The organism is Dongia sp. (assembly GCF_041905885.1).
Lineage (GTDB): Bacteria > Pseudomonadota > Alphaproteobacteria > Dongiales > Dongiaceae > Dongia.
In genome coordinates, this window is the sequence record NZ_JAYRKD010000003.1 from 78,875 (window position 1) to 94,506 (window position 15,632).

General features: G+C 68.1%; 14 protein-coding genes. 8 read left to right on the forward strand and 6 right to left on the reverse strand.

The window, feature by feature from the left end; translation table 11 throughout:
• Positions 1-44 precede the first annotated feature (44 nt).
• Positions 45-518, forward strand: a complete 474-nt coding sequence (locus ACH2CY_RS03675) for a nucleoside deaminase (RefSeq protein ID WP_395016053.1) — start codon at positions 45-47, stop codon at positions 516-518.
• Positions 519-855: 337 nt separating this feature from the next.
• Here the strand turns inward: ACH2CY_RS03675 and ACH2CY_RS03680 are convergent, their stop codons facing one another.
• Positions 856-2,154, reverse strand: a complete 1,299-nt coding sequence (locus ACH2CY_RS03680) for an NAD(P)/FAD-dependent oxidoreductase (protein WP_395016054.1) — start codon at positions 2,152-2,154, stop codon at positions 856-858.
• A 95-nt stretch (positions 2,155-2,249) separates the two neighbouring features.
• On the opposite strand from ACH2CY_RS03680, the gene ACH2CY_RS03685 reads away from it, so the two are divergent.
• Together ACH2CY_RS03685 and ACH2CY_RS03690 are read left to right on the forward strand one after the other, a co-directional pair.
• Positions 2,250-2,741 carry a GNAT family N-acetyltransferase gene (locus tag ACH2CY_RS03685; protein ID WP_395016056.1) on the forward strand — a complete coding sequence of 164 codons (492 nt, stop codon included), beginning with the start codon at positions 2,250-2,252 and terminating at the stop codon, positions 2,739-2,741.
• Between the two features lie 110 nt (positions 2,742-2,851).
• Entirely contained in the window at positions 2,852-3,223 is a 372-nt protein-coding gene (locus ACH2CY_RS03690; RefSeq protein ID WP_395016059.1) for a hypothetical protein, read from the forward strand.
• Here the strand turns inward: ACH2CY_RS03690 and purD are convergent, their stop codons facing one another.
• Positions 3,224-4,501: a phosphoribosylamine--glycine ligase gene (gene purD, locus ACH2CY_RS03695; protein ID WP_395016552.1), complete on the reverse strand. Its 1,278-nt coding sequence runs from the start codon at positions 4,499-4,501 to the stop codon at positions 3,224-3,226.
• Between the two features lie 80 nt (positions 4,502-4,581).
• Between purD and xseA the strand changes: the two genes are divergently transcribed.
• The 3 genes from xseA to ACH2CY_RS03710 are packed head-to-tail and all read left to right on the forward strand — an operon-like array spanning position 4,582 to position 7,796.
• Entirely contained in the window at positions 4,582-6,084 is a 1,503-nt protein-coding gene (gene xseA, locus ACH2CY_RS03700) for an exodeoxyribonuclease VII large subunit (protein ID WP_395016061.1), read from the forward strand.
• Between the two features lie 59 nt (positions 6,085-6,143).
• A complete protein-coding gene (locus ACH2CY_RS03705; protein WP_395016063.1) occupies positions 6,144-6,545 on the forward strand; it encodes a response regulator in 402 nt (133 codons plus the stop codon).
• A gap of 51 nt (positions 6,546-6,596) precedes the next feature.
• Entirely contained in the window at positions 6,597-7,796 is a 1,200-nt protein-coding gene (locus ACH2CY_RS03710) for a hypothetical protein (RefSeq protein ID WP_395016065.1), read from the forward strand.
• Between the two features lie 3 nt (positions 7,797-7,799).
• Here ACH2CY_RS03710 and ACH2CY_RS03715 read toward each other — a convergent pair whose 3' ends face one another.
• Positions 7,800-10,346, reverse strand: coding sequence for an AMP-binding protein (locus tag ACH2CY_RS03715; RefSeq protein WP_395016066.1), 2,547 nt, complete (start codon positions 10,344-10,346; stop codon positions 7,800-7,802).
• A 135-nt stretch (positions 10,347-10,481) separates the two neighbouring features.
• The gene (locus tag ACH2CY_RS03720) at positions 10,482-11,189 is read right to left on the reverse strand and encodes a pyridoxamine 5'-phosphate oxidase family protein (protein ID WP_395016068.1); all 708 of its coding nucleotides are present in this window, start codon (positions 11,187-11,189) and stop codon (positions 10,482-10,484) included.
• 99 nt (positions 11,190-11,288) lie between these two features.
• Between ACH2CY_RS03720 and ACH2CY_RS03725 the strand changes: the two genes are divergently transcribed.
• The gene (locus tag ACH2CY_RS03725; RefSeq protein ID WP_395016070.1) at positions 11,289-12,785 is read left to right on the forward strand and encodes a PLP-dependent aminotransferase family protein; all 1,497 of its coding nucleotides are present in this window, start codon (positions 11,289-11,291) and stop codon (positions 12,783-12,785) included.
• A 10-nt stretch (positions 12,786-12,795) separates the two neighbouring features.
• Here ACH2CY_RS03725 and ACH2CY_RS03730 read toward each other — a convergent pair whose 3' ends face one another.
• The gene (locus ACH2CY_RS03730; protein ID WP_395016071.1) at positions 12,796-13,101 is read right to left on the reverse strand and encodes a plasmid stabilization protein; all 306 of its coding nucleotides are present in this window, start codon (positions 13,099-13,101) and stop codon (positions 12,796-12,798) included.
• A gap of 75 nt (positions 13,102-13,176) precedes the next feature.
• Positions 13,177-14,583, reverse strand: a complete 1,407-nt coding sequence (locus ACH2CY_RS03735) for an MFS transporter (RefSeq protein WP_395016073.1) — start codon at positions 14,581-14,583, stop codon at positions 13,177-13,179.
• A 140-nt stretch (positions 14,584-14,723) separates the two neighbouring features.
• Here ACH2CY_RS03735 and ACH2CY_RS03740 point away from each other — a divergent pair, with 140 nt between their 5' ends.
• Positions 14,724-15,626, forward strand: coding sequence for a LysR family transcriptional regulator (locus ACH2CY_RS03740; protein WP_395016074.1), 903 nt, complete (start codon positions 14,724-14,726; stop codon positions 15,624-15,626).
• Positions 15,627-15,632: the final 6 nt, after the last annotated feature.

Genomic DNA, 15,632 nt, shown 5'->3' on the forward strand with positions numbered 1-15,632 from the left:
AAGGCGGCTTGACCGGGCGGGCCGGCGCGGTTGAAGTGCCAGCCATGAGTATTTTCGACCCCGGGCGACATGCGATCGACTACATGGACCTCGCCTTCCGCCAGGCGGAGGCGGCCCGCGACCGCGGCGAGGTGCCGATCGGGGCGGTCCTGGTCGATCCCGGCTCCGGCGAGGTGCTGGCCGCCGACCATAACCGGGTCGAGGAGCTGCACGACCCGACCGCCCATGCCGAGATGCTGGTGATCCGCGCGGTCTCGACCGGGCGCAAGGAAAAGCGCCTGCCCTTCGCCGATCTCTATGTCACCCTCGAGCCCTGCCCGATGTGCGCGACGGCGATCTCCTTCGCGCGGTTGCGGCGCCTGCATTTCGCCGCCAGCGATCCCAAGGGCGGCGGCGTCGAGCACGGCGCCAAGGTTTACACCCAGCCCACCTGCCATCATCGGCCCGAGGTGATCGGCGGCGCGGGCGCGGAGCGGAGTGCGGAATTGCTGCGCGCCTTCTTCCGCGAGCGCCGCTGATCGAACCTTTACGGCCTCCGCCTTTTGGGGCGGGCAAAAAGCCGCATCAAGCTTCTGACAAAGAACGCCTTTGTTCTCTTCACGCGGTGAACAACGACTCTCCGTGGCGTAAAGGCCCTGTAAAGGTTCCGCCTCGAGGTGAACCATTCTCGAGTCTTCAATTCTGTCTGCGTCCTGTCTGCGACGCAGTGCAGCAAAGGCAGTGCATGACATTCGTGCCGCGACGCTCAATGGGGCATTCACAATGTCAAACAGCGGGGCGATCATACCACAATCGTCGCCGCCGGTCTTCATCGCGGTATCGCATGAATTCGGGAGTATGCAGGCGAATTCGGCGCTAGATCGGCAGCTTGTCCCGGAGCTGGTAATAGAAGATCGAGGGCGCCAGGAACCACGGGTTGCCGGAATAGAGCGGCCTTGTCGGGAAGGGGATGTTGTCGAGCGGGGTCTTGCCTTCCGCCTTGCCGAGCAGCTGCTGGCCGATCCGCATGCCGAAATAGGTCGCAAGGCTGATGCCGGAGCCGCAATAGCCCATGGCGTAGTAGAGCCCGTCCTGCTTGCCGATATGCGGCAGGGTGTCGAAGGTATAGGCGACATAGCCCATCCAGCTGTGCGTCACCTTCACATCGGCGAGCTGCGGGAAGATCGCGCGCATCCAGGCGTGGAGCCGCGGCGCGCTCACGCGCGGGTCGTTCTCCATATAGGCGACGCGGCCACCGAACAGCATGCTCTGATGGTCGGGCGAGAGCCGGTAGTAGAAGACCAGCTTGCGGCTGTCGCTCAAGACCCGGTCCTTCGGGATCAGCTTCAGCATCTCTTCCTTCGGCCGGTTCTCGGTCGCGATGATGTAGCTGCCGATCGGGATCACGCGGCGTCGCTGCCAGGGCGTGATCGGGTTGGTATAGCCGTTGGTCGCGACCACGACATCGCGGGCGGCGACCTTGCCCTTCGCGGTGGTCACGACGAAGCCGGCGCCGTCGCGCTCGAGGCCGGTGGCGGGGCAGTGGTCGATGACGGTGACGCCGGCGGCCTTGGCGAGACGCAGCAGTTCCTGGTGATACTTGGCGGGATGCAGCGACTGGTGCTTCGGGTAGACCCTTCCGCCGTAATAATAGTCGCTGCCGATCTCGCGGCGCTGCTCGGAGGCCGGCACCATCTCCATCGGGACTTCCAGTCCCTTGGGCTGGGACTTCGCGTCCTCGGCCAGTGCCTCGTATTGCTTCGGGTTATGCGCGGCGTGAAAGCGACCGACCTGGCGCCAGTCACAATCGAGCTTCTCGCTGGCGATCAGGTCGGCGATGAAGTCGAGCGCGGTAATGCCCTCCTTGCGGATGCCGAAGCCGATTTCCTGGTTGTAGCGGCCGGACAGCGTGCCGAGATCCGGCTTGATGCTGGTCGAGATCTGGCCGCCGTTGCGGCTGGAGCAGCCGAAGCCGGCATCCTTGGCATCGATCACCAATGTGCCGCGCCCGGCCTTAGCGGTCTCGCGCGCCGCCATCAGGCCGGTATAGCCGGAGCCGATCACCAGGACATCAACCTTGGCCGGCAGCGGATCGGTGGATGGGGCGGGGCGGGGCGCGTCGTCCCACCAATAGGGCTGATCGCGGTAATTGGCGGCGAAAACTTCTGCGCTCACGATGGACTTGTCCCCCCTTGAATCGGCGGGCCATCATGCCGGGCGCTTGGGAGCGCGTCCACTGTGGACCAATGGGGATTGGGGAATCGCAGCTGATGCCATCCGATTTTCGCATCCGGGCCTATGTGCCGGCCGATCTTCCGGCCTTTCGCCGCATGGCGCTCGGGCTGCAGCAGGCCGAGTGCCGAATGGAATCCAATCGCGCCGTCTGGACAGATGACGGCGGCGCCTATTCGGACTGGGTCCTCGACGAGGTTGCCATGCATTCGGGTGCGATCTTCATGGCCGAGTCGGCGGATGGTTCGGCGATCGGCATGGTGAGCTGCTGGCGCGCCGAAGACGCGACCGACATCACCGTGCGGCCCGAGGACCGGGCGCATCTCTATGTCGGGGACATCTTCGTCGTCGAATCCTGGCGCGGGCGCAACGTGGCGGGCGCGCTCCTGGCGGCGGCCGATGCGCATGGCCGCAGCCTCGGCCTCGCCACCGTGACGATCGGTTTACTCGCGGTTAACCAAGCCGCCTGGCGCGCCTATGAGAAGTCCGGCTTCGAGGGCTACGAGGTCTATCTGCGGAAGCGGCTCTGAGAGTGAGACGCGGCCGCGACCGGGTGCCGCATCAAGGCTGTTGCGCGGCCCTGGTTACAAAAAATCAGCAATCTCCAACTATCCATGGTTCCGGACAACGGAGCCTGGCCATGGAAAAGCGAAAGTTCTTCTGCGACAAGATTCACGGCGTGCTGGATTACGGCGTGGTCGCCATCTTCGCCGCCGCACCGAGCCAGATCGGCATCACCGGCCTGAGCGCCGCGCTGTGCTACGCCCTGGCCGCGACCCAACTGGTCATGACGCTCTTCACCAACATGCCGCTCGGTCTCAAGAAGACCATCCCGATGCGTGTGCACGGCCTGGTCGAGCTCACGGTCAGCCTCGCGCTGATCAGCATCGGCTGGGTCCTGCCGGGCCTGTTTGCCAGCGGACAGCTTTTCTTCACCCTGATGGGCGCCACCGTCTTCTTCGTCTGGGTCTCGTCGGATTACGGCGACCAGCAGCTGCCCGCGCGCGCCTGATCAGGCGCGATTGACCGCACGCCAGCCGATATCGCGGCGGCAGAAGCCGCCCGGCCAGTCGATGAGATCGACCGCGCGATAGGCACGGGCCTGCGCTTCCCCGAATGACTTTGCCGTCGCCGAGACGCCGAGCACGCGGCCGCCCGCGGCCTCGATCTCGCTCCTCGCATTGGCCTTGGTGCCGGCGTGAAAGATGGTGACGCCGTCGACCTTGGCGGCGGCATCGAGATTGCGGATCACCGTGCCGGTCTGCGGCTTGTCCGGATAGCCCTTCGCGGCCAGCACCACCACCAGCGCCGTCTCGTCGGACCAGCGCAGATCGACATTCTGCAGATTGCCGTCGCGCGCCGCCATCAGTGCGGGCAGCAGGTCGGACTTCATCCGCAGCATGATCGGCTGGGTCTCGGGATCGCCGAAGCGGACATTGAACTCGATCAGCTTCGGTCCCTCTTTGGTGACCATGATGCCGGCGAAGAGCACGCCCTTGAACGGCTTTCCCTCCGCCGCCATGCCGGCCACGGTCGGGCGGATGATCCGATCGAGGATCGCGGCTTCGATCTCCTGCGTCGCCACCGGCGCCGGCGAATAGGCGCCCATGCCGCCGGTGTTGGGACCGGTATCGCCGTCGCCGACGCGCTTGTGATCCTGGGCCGAGACCAGCGGCAGGACATGCTTGCCGTCGGTCAGGGCGAAGAAGCTCAGCTCCTCGCCGTCGAGGAACTCCTCGACCACGATCTCGGCGGAGGCCGCGCCGAACTTCTTCTCCGTCAGCATGGCGTCGATCTCCGCCTCGGCCTCGGCAAGGCTGGTGCAGATGATGACTCCTTTGCCCGAGGCGAGACCGTCGGCCTTCAGCACGATCGGCGGGGTGAAACTCTTGGCGAAGGCTTTCGCGGCGGCCGGATCGGTGAAGCGGGCATAGCGCGCGGTCGGGATCCGGTATTTCGCGGCGATGTCCTTCATGAAACCCTTGGAGCCTTCGAGCGCCGCCGCCTGGGCGCTCGGCCCGAACGTGGCGATGCCCTCGGCTTCCAGGCGGTCGGCGAGGCCCTTCACCAGCGGGCCTTCGGGCCCCACCACCACGAAGTCGATCTTCTCTCGCTTGGCGAACCCGACCAGGCCCTCGATATCCTCGGCGCCGATCGCCACGCATTCCGCGTCGGCGGCGATGCCGGCATTGCCGGGCGCGCAATAGAGCTTGTCGCAGAGCGGGGAGGCGGCGATCTTCCAGCAGAGCGCGTGTTCCCGACCGCCCGATCCGACCACCAGAATCCGCATCTTGCCTCGCCAGAGAATCGCCGCTTTCAGCAGGTGGCGGAGGGATACCATATGTCCGCCGGAAGTGACAAAATAAGCCGATGAGCGACATCGATTCTTCGGCCCGGCAGCAGCCGGGGCACAATCTCGGCGAAATCACCGTCAGCGAGCTGGCCGGGGCGATCAAGCGGACCCTGGAGGGCAGCTTCGACCGGGTGCGCGTCCGGGGTGAGATTTCCGGCTTCAAGCGCGCGGCCTCCGGCCATCTCTACATGATGCTGAAGGACGAGAACGCCGGAATCAAAGCGGTCTGCTGGCGCATGACCGCCGGCCGGCTCGGCATGTCCCCCGAGGACGGGATGGAGGTCATCGTCACCGGCCGCATCACCTCCTATGCCGAGCGCTCGGAATACCAGCTGGTGATCGAGCGGATCGAATTGGCCGGTGTCGGCGCGCTCTTGAAGATGATCGAGGAGCGGCGCAAGAAGCTCGCCGCCGAAGGCCTGTTCGAGCCCAGCCGCAAGCGCAAGCTTCCTGTTCTCCCGGCGGTGATCGGCGTCGTGACCTCGCCGACCGGGGCGGTCATCCGCGACATCCTGCACCGGATCGCCGACCGCTTCCCGCGGCGGGTGCTGGTCTGGCCGGTCCTGGTGCAAGGAGAGGATGCGGCGCGCCAGGTCGCCGCCGCCATCCGCGGCTTCAATGCGCTGGAGCCGGGCGGCGCGGTGCCGCGGCCCGACCTGCTGATCGTCGCGCGCGGCGGCGGCAGCATCGAGGACCTGATGCCGTTCAACGAGGAGATCGTGGTCCGCGCCGCGGCCGAGAGCGGCATCCCGCTGATCTCCGCGGTCGGCCACGAGACCGACACCACCCTGATCGACTTCGCGTCCGATCGCCGCGCACCGACGCCGACCGCTGCCGCGGAGATGGCGGTGCCGGTGCGCGGCGATCTGCTGAACGAAACCGGACATTGCGCACAACGGCTGTTTGCGGCGCTCACGCGTTCGATGAACGAATGGCGGCTGACCGTCGAGGGTCTCGGCCGCGGCCTGCCGGACCCGGTGCGCCTGCTGCAGGAACGCACGCAGCAGCTCGACCAATGCGCCGAGCGCTGGCTGCACCTGCCGCAGACCCTGTTCGCCCGACGCCGCGACCTCATCGCCAATCTCGGCGCGCGGCTGAAGACGCCGGCCGAGCAGATCGCCGCGGCCGGTGCCGCGCTCAATCTCGAGGCGGTGCATTTGAAGACCGCGATCCGCCATGCGGTCGAGCGGCAGGACCGGGCGCTGGAGCGCGTCGCTGCCGGATTCACGCCGCGCCTGGTGAAGGGCCTGATCGAACGCCAGGCCCAGGCGCTGGAATCGCTGGGGCGGCTGCTGGAATCCTATTCCTATGACCAGGTGCTGAAACGCGGCTTCGCTTTGGTCCGGAACGCGGCGGGCGAGCCGGTGCTGGCGGCGGCCGGCGTCCCGGCCGGGGAGCGGTTGCGGCTGCAATTCCACGACGGCGAAGTCGGCGCGACCGCGGCCGGAACGCCGGTATCTGCTCCCAAACGCGGGTCTGCCCCAAGCAAAACCAAGCCGGATCAAGGCTCTTTGCTCTGACTTTTGCGATTTCCGGAACCATTTTTCGGGCCTAGGGTTGGCGAATCGGGGAGATTCGCATGCCAACCACAGACCATCCCGCGCCGCGCATCCTCGTCGTCGAGGATGATTATTTCGTCGCGGCCGATCTCGAGGATGGGTTGCGGCATGCCGGGCTCGACGTGGTCGGCCCGGTGCCGACCGCGGAAGAGGCGCTGGCCCTCGCCAGATCGGAACGGCCGGTCCTCGCGGTGATGGATATCCGGCTGGCGGGTGAGAAGGACGGCATCGACGCCGCGCTCGATCTCTACCGCGAGCTCGGAATCCGCTGCATCTTCGCCAGCGCCCATGTCGAGCCGCCCTATCGCCAGCGCGCCGCCGCGGCCGCGCCGCTCGGCTGGGTGCAGAAGCCCTACACGATCGGCACGGTGGTGGCGGCGGTGAAGAACGCATTGCCGGAGGCCGGGGAGGGCCTCGCTTGACGCTGTTCCGGGGTAGCCCATACTGCCCATCAAGGGCAGGGGGAGCGCCGGATGGATGAAATCAACGATCTCAAGGATTGGATCAACAATCCGCCGATCAGCCGGGGGGCCGCACCCTTCGTGCTCACCTTCGCGCTGGAAGAATTCTCGCGCAACCGCGAGGGGCTCGACTTCCTGAAGGCTTTCGCCGATCGCACCGAGCAGTTCGCCAAGGGCCGCGGCTGCGACTTCATCCGCATCTCGATCAGCAACAGCGTGCTGACGGTCAGCGACCAGGAGATGATCGTCGCGGGCGTGGTTTCCGAGATCAAGCTGATCCTGCTCCGGATGATCGGCCGCATGCTGCCGGACTATTTCGGTGCGATCGACATCAACCGGCTGGCCCAGCTCTACGATCTGCGTCGAGATAGAGAGCGTGCGATCCAGGTGGTCGAGCGCATGGAGCAGACCGCGGCCGACGTCAACAACTTGTCCAGCATGATGGACCTGTTGATGATGGAGCACATCACCAAGGTCGAGACCAGCCACCGCCAGCTGGGCGATGCGCGTTTCGCCGACCTGTTCGTGCGCAGCCAGCAGATCGCGATCAACGATCCCAACCGCGGCCTCTCGGCGGTGATGACCGAGTTCTTCATCAGCATGTCGGCGATCCGCCAGCACCTGCTGGTCGGCGTCGACATGCGGCATAACAAGAACGTCTTCAACCAGCTGACGGTGACGCTCGACCGCATCCTGCTGAAATGCATCGACCGGGTGCGGCGGCCGGACCAGCGCTGCTCCTTGAACATCAACATCGAGAGCGTGTTCTCGAACGAGTTCGAGGGCTTCGAGAAGCGCTCGCTCAATTCGCTGCGGCCGTTCAATTTCGAGTTCCGCGCCAGCGACGTGATGGCGAATTTCACCGAGTTCAGCGCGGCCCGCGATCTCATCCAGAGCCGCGGCGGCACCATCGCGATCGACGGGCTTTCGCCGCAGATGATCGCGATCCTGGACCTGACCCAACTCGGCGCCAATATGGCCAAGGTGTTCTGGCAGGCGGGCCTGGCGCCCGAGCTGGTGAAGCGCCAGGGGCACCTGGAGCGCTTGCGGAGCCACGGCATCGTGCTGGCCCTGGCCCGGGTCGATGACCCGGAAGGCCTCGCCACCGGGCGCGACCTGAAGTTCGGCTTGCTGCAGGGTTTCGAGATCGACCGCCAGCTCGCCACCCCGGCGCCGGTGCCGCTCAACGAACCGTTCAACCCTAACGCCTGAGGGCTATTCGGCTGCCTGCGGACGCCGGCGGCGCGTGGTCGCGAAGGCTTGAAGGCTGCGCGGGATCTGCCGTCGCAGCGCGCGGTCGAGATGATAGAAAAGCAATCCAGCGGCGACGCCAAAAGAGAAGCGCAAGGCCTGGGTGGTCGGGTCGAGTTCGCCGCCGTCGAACAGCAGGACCATCGGGATCGTGTGGACGAGGTAGATGTGATAGCTCGCCGCCGAGACCCGACGCAGCATGCCGGCCAGCAGGCCCGGCAGCAACAGCCGCACGCGCCAGATCAGCAGCAGGCAGGCGCCGGCCAGCACGCCGGCGCGGATCCAGAGCGCCAGAGCCTGCCAGGCGCCGGTGAACAGTATGAAAGCCGCGACGGCGACGGCCACCAGGCTGAGCGCGGCCTTGGCACGGCGAGTCTCGGCGAAGCAGATCGCCCAGCCGAGCGCCGGCATGTAGAGGACCATGGTCGTCATCAGGTTCTTCATCGCGCCCGCATCCCAGACCGCCGGGCTGAAATGGCGAAGCGGCAGGGCGAGCGCGGTCGCAATGAGACCGGCGGCGAGCGGATGCGCGGCGATCCAGCGCCGGAGCGGCGCGATCAGGAACAGGCCGGCGGTGAGCAGCAGGGTCTGCGCATAGGCCTCGACGAACCAGTAGGTCCAGAGGAAGTCGCCGACGATCTGGTAAGCGGCGATGCCGGTATTGCCGATCAGGAGCAGCGAAGGCCAGAGGAAGCGGTCGGTGGCGATGCAATAGACGACGACGATCGGCAGATAGAGCAGGAGATTGGCGGCCATGGCGCGCAGCATCGGCCCGAGCTTGCCGGCGAAGAGCCGCGGCGCCTGGAATCGCGCGAGGCTCCAGCCGACCAGGACCAACAGGGTCGCGGCGCCACCCGGGATCGGCCAGAGCGTCGCGTGGTGCAGGGCCACCAGCAGCACGGCCCCGGCGCGCAGGAGATGCGCGGCGTCGAGATGCCGCCAGGCGCCGGGCTTCGGTGCGGGCTTGGCGGCGAGATCGGCGATGCTGGTGCTCTCCCAATCCTCGGGCAGGCGGCCGAGCTTCTGCTCGAGCGCCAGGGCGATCTGCACATGGGCGAGCGAATCACCGCCCAGTGAATTGAAACTGTCCTCGCGCCGGACGCGGCGCGGGAAGAAGGTCGCGGCATAGGCTTCCTGGATCGGCTTGGCCGCCATGGGCAGGACGGCCGCGGCTTCGGTCACCAGCCGCGCGACCGCCGGATAGTCGATCTTGGCCGTCGCGGTGCGGGGCAGGGCGTCGCAAGCCGCGATGCGGATGCGGTCGGCGGGGATTGCGGCCTCGCGCGCGATCGCATCGCGGAGATCGGCGAGCGCGGCGCGGCCTTCGAGCGCCACCAGGATCCGGGCGTCGTCGCCGGTCACCGCGGTGCTGTGGCCGTGCCGGCGCAACCGGCGTTCGAGCTCGTCGTGGCTGATGCGCAACCCGGCGATCTTGGAGAAACGCGCGCTGCGTCCGGCAATGCGGAAATAGCCCTCGGGGCTGCGGGTGGCGAGATCGCCGGTCTCCAGCCGGTCGAGCGTGGAGCCCAGGGCGAGGGCGGCCCGCGTCTCCGCATAGCCCATCATCACGTTGGGGCCGGCATAGACCAGCTCGCCGGTCTCGCCGGGCCGGTCGATCGCGGCGCCGGATTCGTCGACCAGCTCGAACCGGCCACCCGGGATGGCGATGCCGATATGGTCGGGATGGGTGAGGGCGGCGTCCGGCGGCAGATAGGCCATGCGGGCCGTCGCCTCGGTCTGGCCGTACATGACGAAGAAGCGGCCGCCGCGCCGCTGCATGAAGCGGGCATAGTCGCGGACCAGATCGGGTGCCAGCGCGCCGCCCGCGACCGTCATGAAGCGCAGCGCCGGCAGGGCGTGGCGACGCAGGCCGATCTCCTCGAACAGCGCGAAGGAATGCGGCACGCCGGCGATGTTGGTGCAGCCGGCCTCGGCCACGGCGTCGAGGAAGCCGGGTGCGACGATCGGCTGTGCGGCCACGTAGAGGCTGGCGCCGACCGCGAGATGGGAATGCAGCACCGAGAGACCATAAGAGTAATGCAGCGGCAGCGAGAGCAGGCCACGGTCATCGGCGCGAAACTCCAGGAATTGCGCGATCGATTCCGCGTTGGCCTGCAGGTTGGCGCGGCTCAGGCGCACCAGCTTCGGGCTGCCCATGCTGCCCGAGGTCGAGAGCAGCAGCGCGAGGTCGGGATGGAGATCGGGTGCGACCGCTTCGGTCGCCGCGAAGCCCTGGTCGGTGAGGCGCAGGCTCGGGCGGAAGATCGCCTCGATGTCGGAAGGGGTGGGGCCGGCGGCGATGATCGGGCAGCGCGCCTTCAGCGCAGCGAGATAGGCGACGATATAGGGAATGTCGAGACGCGCGCTGGCGAGGATGAGCTGCCGGCCGCCGATCTGGTGTGCCGCGCGATCCACCCGCGCGGCGAGCTCGCCATAGGTGACCATGCCGTCGGCGTCGGACAGCAAGGCCGGCGCATCGCCGAAACGGCCGAGATGGTCGGCGAAGAACAACGCAAAGGCTCCCGAGGGTCAGTCCCTCAGAGATAGCAAATGCGAATTATTCGCACAATCGGGGCGACCGCTCGATCACGCCGCTGTGATCGGCAATCTTGAGCAAAATCAAGCGGTCGGCCGTGGAAGGGTGGATCAATACCGCTCCGCGTGCTCGGTCATCACCGCGTCGAAGCGGCGGCCGTCGCTGAAGACCTTGAGATGCTCCGGCCATTGGACGCCGGCCTTCAGCAGCGGGTCCGGCACCGCTTCGCCGATCACCTGGGCGATCGGGATCACCCCGGCCCAGACATCGAGCGCATAGTCCGGCTCGTCGTCCTTCGGCGGGCCGGTGCGGATCTTGGCCGAGGCTTCCTCGATCTCCATGGCGAGGAGCGTGGTGGCTTTCAGCTCCTGCGCCTCGATGCCGCGCATGGTGGCGTTGCGGCCGGGATAGATGCGGTCCACGAAGCGGTTGAGCTCGCGCTCCTTCTCGACCAGGTCCTCGACCTTGCGCGCCTTGCCGAAGGCCATGACCGAGCGGTAGTTGATCGAATGGTGGAAGCCGGAGCGCGCCAGCACCAGGCCGTCCAAGTGGGTAACGGTGACGCAGACCGGAATGCCGGCCGACTGCGTCCTCAGCATGCGGCTGGCCGAGGAGCCGTGCCAGTAGAGCACGTCGCCGTCGCGCCAGAAGGCGGTCGGCGTCACATAGGGCTGGCCGTCTATGACATAGGCGATGTGGGCCATCATCGCGGCGTCGAGGATCGCATGCACGGTGTCGCGGTCGTAATGGCCGCGCTCGTGCAGGCGCTTCACTTTCGAACGCGCGGTCGGGCTGTAGGCGTTGACGCCGGTATCCATGTTGGCAGGCTCCTTGATTCCGGCGGCCAGTATCGCCCTTGAGTGGTTCCATGGAAAGCGCCACTATGGACACTATCATGGAACCACTTGGGAGAGACCATGGCGCGCCGCCGCGGCAAGGGAAGCCTGGTCAGCCTGGCGATCCGCTTAGGCGCCGGCGAAGGCTCGCTCTCGCGCCAGCTCTACCTGGCGATGCGCGCGGCGATCCTCGAAGGGCGGCTCGGCGCCGGCGACCGCCTGCCGGCGAGCCGGGTGCTGGCCGCCGATCTCGGCGTCTCGCGCAACACCGCGCTGGCCGCTGTCGACCAGCTGGTGAGCGAAGGCTATCTCGAGACCCGGCGCGGCTCCGGCAGCTATGTCGCGCGCGACCTGCCCGATGCACGGCCGACGCCGGTGCCGACCCGCCATGCGCCGGCGGCCGGCGCCGGCCTCCGGCTGTCGCGGCGCGGGCGCGGTCTGGCTGCGACGCCGCGCTCGGCCTCGGCGGTGCGCGGCCGCTGGTATCCCTGTTTCGCGCCGGGCGTGCCGGACAACAGCGATTTCCCCTTCACGCTCTGGGCGCGGCTGCTGGCGCGGAGCTGGCGGCATCCGGCGAGCGACCTGGTGCAAGGCGGCGATCCCGCCGGCCATCCGGACTTGCGCAAGGCGGTGGCCGATTATCTGCGGCAGGCGCGCGGCGTGCGCTGCGAAGCCGAGCATGTGCTGATCCTCTCCGGCATCCGCCAGGCGGTCGATCTCACGTGCCGGCTGCTGCTCGATCCCGGCGACGCGGTCTGGATGGAGAATCCCTGCCATGCCGGCGTGCGCGCGGCGATCGCCGCGGCGGCGGTCAAGATCGCCGACGTGCCGGTCGACGACGACGGCATCATGGTGGAGCGCGGCATCGCCAAGGCGCCGAAGGCCCGGCTCGCCTGCGTGGCGCCGTCGCATCAATATCCGCTCGGCGTGGTGCTCAGCCTGCAGCGCCGCTTGCAGTTGCTGGCCTGGGCGCGCGAGGCCCAGGCCTGGATCCTGGAGGACGACTACGACAGCGAGTTCCGCTACGAAGGCCGGCCGCTGGCGACCCTGCAGAGCCTCGACAGCGAAGGCCGGGTCATCTATGTGGGCTCGCTTTCCAAGGTGCTGTTCCCGTCGCTGCGGATCGCCTATCTGGTGGCGCCGCCGGCTTTGGTGGATGCCTTCCGCCAGGCTCGCGCGGCGATCGACGAGACGCCGCCGATGACGCCGCAGCCGGCCCTGGCCGCCTTCTTCGCCGAAGGCCATCTCGCCGCTCATGTGCGGCGCCAGCGCAAGCGCTATGCGGAACGCCAGGCGCGGCTGCTGGCGCTGGCCGAGCGCCATCTTGCCGGGAAGCTGGAACTCGCCGCTGATCCCGCCGGCTTGCATCTGGTGGCGCGACCCTTGCGTGCGCTGGCGCGGATTCCGGACACGGAACTCTCGCTGCGCCTCAACGCGGCGGGCATCGTCGCGCCCGCTTTGAGCAGCTACTACTCGGGCGGCCGACGCCAATCCGGCCTGCTGCTCGGTTACGCCGCGGTGCCGGACGCGTTGATGGAGCCGGCGTTGCAGCGCATGGCGGCGGTGCTCGGCGCCTGATCCCGCCGGTTCAGTGCCCGCGCTTCTTGCGGGTCTTGGCGGCCTTCTTGGCCGAAGCCTTGCGGGCCGCCTTGGGGCGCGCGGCCGAGGCCTTGCCGCCGCGCTTGCCGCCCTTCTTGGCCGGCTTCTTGTTGGTCTTCTTCCCGCGGCCCGAGCCGCCTTCCTTCTTGCCGCCCCCATCCATCGCGTTGACGGTGGCCCAGGCCCGCCGCTCGGCTTCCTTGTGACTCTTGCCGCGTTTCTCGTAGCCCTCCTCGATATGCTCGGCCTTGCGCTTCTGCTTATTCGTGTATTTCGCCTTGCTGCCGCGGGCCATGAGGCGCTCCTGCTGCCGTTTCGCTCCTGATGTCAAAGCGGCAACGGAAGCGAAGTTCCCCGGCGCGCTGCGCTGTCAGCGGCCGGCGCGCAGGATGCTGATGAGGCCGCCGGCCAGCGCAAACGCAGCTGCCAGCGCGAGGCCGATGCGCGGCGCGTCCGCGATCGGCAGCAGGCTGAACAGCACCAGCATCAGCACGCCGCCGGCGGTCTGGCCGCTCAAGCGCGCCATGCCCTGCATGCCGCCGGCGGCACCGCTGCGTTCCTTCGGCGCCGAGAGCAGCATGTTGCGGTTGTTCGGCGTCTGGAAGAAACCGAAGCCGAGACCGCCCAGCATCATGAAGGGGATCAGCGGCAGCAGGCTGTCACCCAGCGGCCAGAATGCGGTCAGCACCAGGCCGGCGGCGAGGCAAGTGCCGCCGAAGGCACAGAGCGCACCGGTCGAGAAGCGATCGGAGAGCCGCCCCGAGAGCGGCCCGGCGATCGCGACGGTCAGCGGCCAGGGCGTGAGGTACAGGCCCGCCATGACCGCGCTCTGCCCCAATTCATGCTGCAGGTAGAAGGGCAGGGCGACCAGGCTCGCCATCTGCCCGGTGAAGCAGCAGACCGAGGCCAGGACCGAGATCCGGAACGACGACACGCGCAGCAGGTCGAAGGGGATCATCGGATGGGCGCGGGGCAGCTCGCGGCGGATCAGGACGACGGCGCCGATCGCGGCCACCGCCAGCAGCGCGATGCCGCGCCCGATGTCGGCCACGACCTGGTCGATGCCGAGGATCAGTGCGCCGAACACGATGGCATTCAGCGCGATGCTGATGCGGTCGACGCGCCGACCCGAGCCCGACGTCGAAGGCAGCGCGCCGGCGGCCAGCAGGATCACCGCGCCCAACGGGATATTGATGGCGAAGAGCCACTGCCAGCTTGCGACCGCCAGGATGGCGGCGCCGATCGAAGGACCGGCCGCGGCGGTCAAGGCGATGGTCAGCGCGTTCCAGCCGATCGCCGCCCCCAGCAACTGCTTCGGATAGATGAAGCGCAGCAAGGCGACGCCGATCGCCATCACGCCGGCGCTGCCGACGCCCTGCAGGAAGCGGGCGGCGACCAGCCAGGCGAGCGAAGGCGCCAGCGCGCACAAGGCCGAGGCGGCGGCGAAGAGGGCGACGCCGGCGACAAAGACGCGGCGATAGCCGAAGCTCTCGCCCGCGGCACCGGCCGGCAGCAGGAACATGACGATCGCCGCCTGGTAGCTGGTCACCACCCAGACCGAGGCGCTGGGCGCGATGCCGAGCGTCTCGGCGATGGTGGGCAGCGCCAGGTTGGCGATGGCGATGTCGAGCACCACCAGCACGAAGGCGGTCAGCACCGCCACCATCGCCCAATAGCGGCGCGGGGTCGGCAGGCCATCGGCCTCGGCTGCGGGCGAGGCGGGGGCTTGAGCGGCGGGGATGCGGGGCAGGGTGGCTTGGTCGGCGGAGGGGGACATGGTGGCGTCTTTCGTTGTTCTCCCTGGCAAAATAGCCAGCGCCGGCAGGTCCGGAAGGCGCGCAGGCTGCAGTTCATCCCTGCATGGGACGCCAGGTATCCCCCATGGCACCCGGCGCCGGACGCATGTTACCGTCGGGCATGACCGAAATCGATTTCAACCTCCTGACCGCCCTGGAAGCCTTGCTGGCGGAGGGTTCGGTGGCCGGCGCCGCGCGGCGGCTGGGCCTGAGCGAATCCGCGATGAGCCGGACCCTGGCGCGGCTGCGGGCGGCAACCGGCGACCCGATCCTGGTGCGGGCCGGCCGCGACATGGTCCCGACGCCGCGCGCCGAGGCGATGCGCCGCGAGGTCGGCACGCTCGCCCAGGCGGTGCGGTCGGTGCTGCAGCCGGACGGCGCCGCCTTCGATCCCAAAGGGCTGGATCGCATCTTCACCCTGCGGGCCAATGAGAGCTTCGCCGAGACTTTCGGCGCGCGGCTGGTCGCCGCGGCCGCGGCGGCCGCGCCCGGGGTGCGCCTCAACTTCACGCCAAAGCCCGACAAGAGCGTGACACCGTTGCGCGAAGGGGTGATCGACCTCGACATCGGCGTCATGGGCCACGAGGCCGGACCGGAGGTGCGGGTGCAGGCGCTGTTCCGCGACCGCTTCGTCGGCGTCGCGCGGAAGGGCCATCCCCTGCTCGCGGGCAAGATCACCGCGGCGCGCTTCGCCGATTGCGGCCATGTGGTGAGCTCGCGGCGCGGCCATCGCGACGGCCCGGTCGATGCGGCACTGGCGGCGCAGGGTGTCACGCGGCGCGTCGCGGCGGTGGTGCAGAGCTTCCCGGCCGCGCTCGCCATCGTCTGCCGCTCGGACCTGCTCTCGGTGGTGCCGGAAACCTATCTCAAGGCGGTCGCCGAGTTCCGCGACGATCTCCGCGCCTTTGCTCTCCCCGTGGAGACCACGCCGATCACCATTTCACAGATGTGGCACCCGCGGATGGAGGCGGATCCCGGCCATCGCTGGTTGCGCGGGCTGATCCTGGAAACCTGTCGCGGTTGAACTCGC

Excerpts from the sequence above, each read along its gene's own strand:
- xseA (WP_395016061.1), top strand. The coding sequence starts at position 4,582 with ATGAGCGACATCGATTCTTCGGCCCGGCAGCAGCCGGGGCACAATCTC.
- ACH2CY_RS03685 (WP_395016056.1), top strand. The coding sequence starts at position 2,250 with ATGCCATCCGATTTTCGCATCCGGGCCTATGTGCCGGCCGATCTTCCG.
- ACH2CY_RS03675 (WP_395016053.1), top strand. The coding sequence starts at position 45 with ATGAGTATTTTCGACCCCGGGCGACATGCGATCGACTACATGGACCTC.
- ACH2CY_RS03690 (WP_395016059.1), top strand. The coding sequence starts at position 2,852 with ATGGAAAAGCGAAAGTTCTTCTGCGACAAGATTCACGGCGTGCTGGAT.
- ACH2CY_RS03735 (WP_395016073.1), bottom strand. The coding sequence starts at position 14,583 with ATGTCCCCCTCCGCCGACCAAGCCACCCTGCCCCGCATCCCCGCCGCT.
- ACH2CY_RS03730 (WP_395016071.1), bottom strand. The coding sequence starts at position 13,101 with ATGGCCCGCGGCAGCAAGGCGAAATACACGAATAAGCAGAAGCGCAAG.
- ACH2CY_RS03710 (WP_395016065.1), top strand. The coding sequence starts at position 6,597 with ATGGATGAAATCAACGATCTCAAGGATTGGATCAACAATCCGCCGATC.
- ACH2CY_RS03740 (WP_395016074.1), top strand. The coding sequence starts at position 14,724 with ATGACCGAAATCGATTTCAACCTCCTGACCGCCCTGGAAGCCTTGCTG.
- purD (WP_395016552.1), bottom strand. The coding sequence starts at position 4,501 with ATGCGGATTCTGGTGGTCGGATCGGGCGGTCGGGAACACGCGCTCTGC.
- ACH2CY_RS03725 (WP_395016070.1), top strand. The coding sequence starts at position 11,289 with ATGGCGCGCCGCCGCGGCAAGGGAAGCCTGGTCAGCCTGGCGATCCGC.
- ACH2CY_RS03705 (WP_395016063.1), top strand. The coding sequence starts at position 6,144 with ATGCCAACCACAGACCATCCCGCGCCGCGCATCCTCGTCGTCGAGGAT.
- ACH2CY_RS03720 (WP_395016068.1), bottom strand. The coding sequence starts at position 11,189 with ATGGATACCGGCGTCAACGCCTACAGCCCGACCGCGCGTTCGAAAGTG.